The following is a 5,283-nucleotide window of genomic DNA, read 5'->3' on the forward strand; positions in this document are numbered from 1 at the left end:
TAAACCGTCAAAAACCGGCAGGGTAAAGGCCAAAGGGTGCTCATCAGCATTAACCATCAACAGCAGTGCTTGAAGGTTGTCACCCTGAGTCTGCGGCTGAGTGGCGGTTAAATTGCCTGATAACACCACACTAAGACTGCGCCCAATGGACTCGCTCCACAGGCTTTTACTCATGGGCTCCCCTTGACGACTAAACCAATCCAGCCTCACCCCCGTTGGGGTTGAGATAGGGCTTGCAGCTTGGATTGCAGATGCCTCAGGCGACCAATCGAAGGCATTGGCCACTAGCTGCTCATGGATAAAACGTTTGGAACACAAGAGCGGGAAGCGTTTACGTAAGGCAATCAACTGCGAGGTGAAACTCAGCAAAGAGCTATCCATACCATCCGATGACCAATCGAACCAATTCAAGGGATTATCTTGGCAATAGGCATTATTATTCCCGCCTTGGGTACGACCCGTCTCATCGCCACTGAGTAACATGGGCACCCCTTGGGATAAGAATAATGTGGTCAATAGATTGCGTTGCTGGCGGGCGCGCAGCGCGAGAATGGTGGCATCCTTAGTGTCGCCCTCTACCCCATAGTGATAGCTGAAGTTCTCATGGTGGCCGTCGCGGTTTTCTTCACCGTTGGCCCAATTGTGCCGCTCGCAATAACTCACTAAATCTTTAAGGGTAAAACCATCGTGACTGGTTAAAAAATTGATACTGGCGGCAGGAGGCCGGCCGCTATGCTCAAAGAAATCCCCCGAGCCATGAAAACGCCGCGCAAACTCGGGCAACATGCCGTGATCGCCGCGCCAAAAACGCCGCATAGTGTCGCGGAATCTGTCATTCCACTCGCTAAAGGCCACCGGGAAATTGCCGAGCTGATACCCACCTGGGCCAATATCCCAAGGCTCGGCAATCAACTTCACCCGGCACAACACAGGGTCTTGCAGCAGCGCATCAAAAAAACCACTTCCGGGGTCAAATCCATAGGCTTCACGGCCAAGACAGGCGGCTAAATCGAAGCGAAAGCCATCGACGCCCATCACTTCGACCCAGTAACGCAGCGAATCTAACACCAACTGCAACATGCGCGGATGGTTGAGGTTTAAGGTATTACCGCAGCCGGTATCATTGATATAAAAGCGTTTATCATTTGGATGCAGGCGGTAATAACTCAGATTGTCGATACCGCGAAAGCTAAAGGTCGGCCCGAGGCGACTGCCCTCGGCGCTGTGGTTATAGACCACATCGAGAATGACTTCGATACCCGCGCCATGCAGTGCATCCACCATGTTGCGAAACTCGCCAATATCCTCACTCGAGAGATAACTCGGCTCAGGCGCAAAAAAGCCAATGCTGTTATAGCCCCAATAGTTAGATAGCTGTTTTTCAAGTAAAAAAGGCTCGGAGAAGAATGCCTGAACTGGCAGTAACTCGACGCAATTTACGCCGAGATTAACTAAGTAATCTATCGCCGCCTTCGATGCTAGCCCAGCAAAGGTGCCACGCAGCGGCGTATCTATCTCAGGGTGCAGTGCGGTAAAACCCTTTATGTGCATCTCATAGATAATGCACTGCTCAAGCGGTAGTGGCTCACGCTTACTTGTAAGAGGCCGAATAGTATGCGCCTTAGCGACATTAAAAAGAGGGCGAGTATCGACCACTTTGCATTTTGGGACAAAGTCCGCGTTATCTAAGGTACTGAAAGATAAGTCTTCATTAGGACTATCTATCTCATAGCCAAAGTTGGCGATATGGTGGTGATAACGCCCCACGAGCTGGCGTGCGTAAGGGTCTAACAACAATTTATGCGGATTAAATCTGTGGCCTAATTGTGGCTCGTAGGGACCATAGACACGGTAGCCATAAAGCTGGCCAGCACTCAGCCCATGCACATACAAATGCCAGATTTGCTGGGTCTGCTCCGTCAAGGCGATACGCTGAATTTCCACCTCGCCTTGGGCATCAAAAAGACATAACTCCACCCCAGTGGCATGGGCCGAAAATAGGGCGAAATTCACCCCGCCTTCATCGACCGTCGCCCCCAAGGGAAAGGGCTGCCCCGCACTTAGGTTAAAGGCGGTTGAGCCATCAGCATTTACAGGCACAGGATTCGTCATAGGCTAACATCTCTGTCGGGCGCATCCGTCGCAGGCCCGAGGATTAAGCAACCCAGGGGCGGCACAGTGATCAACGCGCTCGTTGCCATGCCCTGCCAAGGTAAATCTTCGGCAATTACCTTGCCCGCATTCCCCTGATTGCTACCACCATAGAGATGACTGTCGCTATTGAGGTACTCACAGAAATCCCCGCCTTGGGGCAAGCCAATACGAAATCCTTGGTGCAGGGTTGGTGTCATATTCACCACAAACACTAAGGGCACATCACTGCCCTCGCCATAGCGAACAAAGCTAAAAATACTGTCGCGGCCATTGTCACAATCGAGCCAGCGAAAACCCTGCGAGTCATAGTCGAGCACAGATAAGGCGGGGAATTGGCGATAAAGCTGATTCAGATCCCGAAGCCAGCGCTGCACGCCTTGGTGGGGCTCAAAAGCAAGCAAATGCCAATCGAGGCTATGGTTATGGTTCCATTCGTCACGCTGGGCGAACTCGCTGCCCATAAACAGTAGTTTTTTGCCCGGATGCCCCCACATAAAGCCGTAATAGGCCCTGAGGGTAGTGAATTTTTGCCAATCATCGCCGGGGATTTTATGCAGCAAAGAGCCCTTGCCGTGCACTACTTCATCGTGGCTTATCGACAGCATAAATTGCTCCGAATAGGCATACATCAGGCTAAAGGTCAGCTGGTTATGGTGATATTGGCGATAGATGGGATCGCGGCCCAAGTAACTTAGGCTGTCGTTCATCCAGCCCATATTCCACTTAAAACCAAACCCCAGCCCGCCGCTATCCGTCGGCTTAGTCACCCCCGCAAAGGCGGTTGACTCTTCGGCTATCATGCAAATGCCGGGAAAGGCTTGATACAAGCGTTGATTCAACATTTGCAGAAAATGAATCGCCTCTAAATTCTCCCTTCCGCCATAGGCATTGGGCAGCCATTGCCCAGGTTCGCGGCTGTAGTCGAGGTACAACATGGATGACACCGCATCGAGCCTTAGGCCATCGAGGTGAAATTCCCGCAGCCAATAACAGGCATTGCTGAGCAGAAAACTGCGCACCTCACCGCGGTCGTAGTTATAGATCAGCGTATCCCAATCGGGGTGTGCGCCTTTGCGCGGATCCTCATGTTCATAGAGGCAAGTGCCATCAAAACGCACTAACCCATGGGGATCCTTAGGGAAATGCGCCGCGACCCAATCGAGTAACACGCCAATGTCGGCCTGATGGCAGGCATCGATAAAGGCCTTTAAGCCATTGGCATCACCAAAACGATGGGTCGGCGCATACAGACCAACGGGTTGATACCCCCAAGAGCCATCGAAGGGATACTCACTGATCGGCATCAACTCGATATGGGTAAAGCCTTGCTCTTTCACATAGGGGATCAACTGCTCGATTAAGTCTTGATAATCAAAATATTGCTCACCAAACTCGCCTTTTCGGCGCCAAGAACCTAACTGCACTTCGTAGATAGACATAGCGGCGCGATGCCAAGCCGTGCTCGCCCGTTTGTCCATCCATTGTGAATCTGCCCAAGGGTGTTGGTGTTTTTTCGGCACTATAGAGGCATTGTGCGGCGCACATTCCATTTGGGTCGCCATAGGGTCAGATTTGGCGTGGCGCTCGCCATTTTGATAAACCAAATCAAACTTATAGTGCGCGCCTTCGGCAACATTAGGCAGAAAAATCTCCCACAGGCCGTTGGCAATATGCTGACGCATGACATGGCGAGTATCGTCCCAGTGGTTAAAATCCCCCACCACAGAGACCCGCTTAGCATTGGGGGCCCATACACAAAAATGCACGCCTTCGACACTATCGATTTGGCGCCAATTCGCACCTAAAAAGCGATAGGCCTGTTCAGAACTTCCCTCACCGAAGAGGTATAAGTCCTGACTATCGAGGAGGGAGCCAAACTGATAGGGGTCGATAATATCCAACTCACAGAGGGGATAAGTCACCCGTAGCGCATACAAAAAGGGCTTAACCCGTCTGCCTAGCGTCCCCGCAAACAGCCCCGCCTCATTGACACGCTCAAGGCTCGCCACCTTACGGCCATCCTTAAGACTTATCACATCAACCTTTTGGGCGTTGCGTAAAAAACAGCGCACCACCAAGGCCTTGCCCTCGTTGATGCTGTGCATACCGAGCAGGGAAAACACATCCGTATATTGACCGTTTAACAGCGCGACATCGCTACCGTCATAGAAGTAAGTCTGGGCTTGAGTCATCATTTGGCTTCCATTTTTAGTCAAAGGGTATCTGTATGCGCAGCCGTCTCTGGCAAATGTCTTGCCGCAGCAATGCGTTGCAAACGCTTAGCCAGCATAGGCCTACCTGCGGCTTCACTTAGGCTAATGGGTAATCGCCGCTGCCAATTGGGGTACTCGAGCCAAGTGCCGGGGATATTCACCGCATGGCGTTCCCCTAGCAGATCGCACCACTGCACGCTGTAAAGTGCGCTGTTTCCCGAGGCGCCAAATGGCATCCACGCCGTTAATAAATCTTCAATATCAATCTGTTGAATATCTGTCTCAGCTAATAAGCCCTGGGAGATTAAGCACTGCGCGAGCTGGCGTTTTTCCTGCTCTCGTCCGGCTAAGGCCTCACCTAATTGCTCGTCGGTATTGAACAGTTCGAGTTGTCGCCTCAGGTGCAAATCGCTGCCCGTCCACCAAGCGACTAAGGTCGGTACATCGTGGTTTGCCAGCATCATCAAACTCTGGAACTTATAGTGGCTCGGCGGCTTAAAGCCTTGATGGTCTTTGCTGAAGTAGAACAACTCGTTGGAATAGACCCCCGCCTGATACAGGCGATGAATAATATCGGGCGGCACTAGGCCCAAATCCTCCCCAATCACCACACAGCGGGCACGTTGACTCTCAAGGCAGAGAATCGCCAACAGGGTTTCGACTGGGTAATACACATAGGCGCCCTGCCCGAGACGTTTATCCAGTGGCCACCACCAGAGTCGCAGCAGCCCCATCACATGGTCGATTCGCAGCGCACCGCAGTGGGTCATATTGGCGCGAGTCAGCTCAATAAAATGGCGATATTCGGTGTTGCTTTAGCTTGACGGGGTCAGGGGGCTAAGTCCCCAATTTTGTCCCTGCGGCGCGAAGGGATCCGGCGGGGCACCTATGCTGGCGTTTAAGCAAAACTGCTGCG

General features: G+C 52.1%; 2 protein-coding genes and 1 pseudogene. All 3 read right to left on the reverse strand.

Annotated features, from left to right (window positions below):
• A partial coding sequence (gene glgX / locus SHEWPOL2_RS21320; RefSeq protein ID WP_037431495.1) for a glycogen debranching protein GlgX occupies window positions 1–2,112 on the reverse strand: 2,112 nt, incomplete at its 3' end.
• Entirely contained in the window at window positions 2,109–4,349 is a 2,241-nt protein-coding gene (gene glgB, locus SHEWPOL2_RS21325) for a 1,4-alpha-glucan branching protein GlgB (protein WP_037431497.1), read from the reverse strand. The genes glgB and glgX, both read right to left, overlap by 4 nt.
• 17 nt (window positions 4,350–4,366) lie before the next feature.
• Window positions 4,367–5,283, reverse strand: a pseudogene (gene malQ, locus SHEWPOL2_RS21330) (4-alpha-glucanotransferase); the annotation flags it as partial.

The sequence above is a fragment of the Shewanella sp. POL2 genome, from assembly GCF_000282755.1.
Classification (GTDB): Bacteria; Pseudomonadota; Gammaproteobacteria; order Enterobacterales; family Shewanellaceae; genus Shewanella; species Shewanella xiamenensis.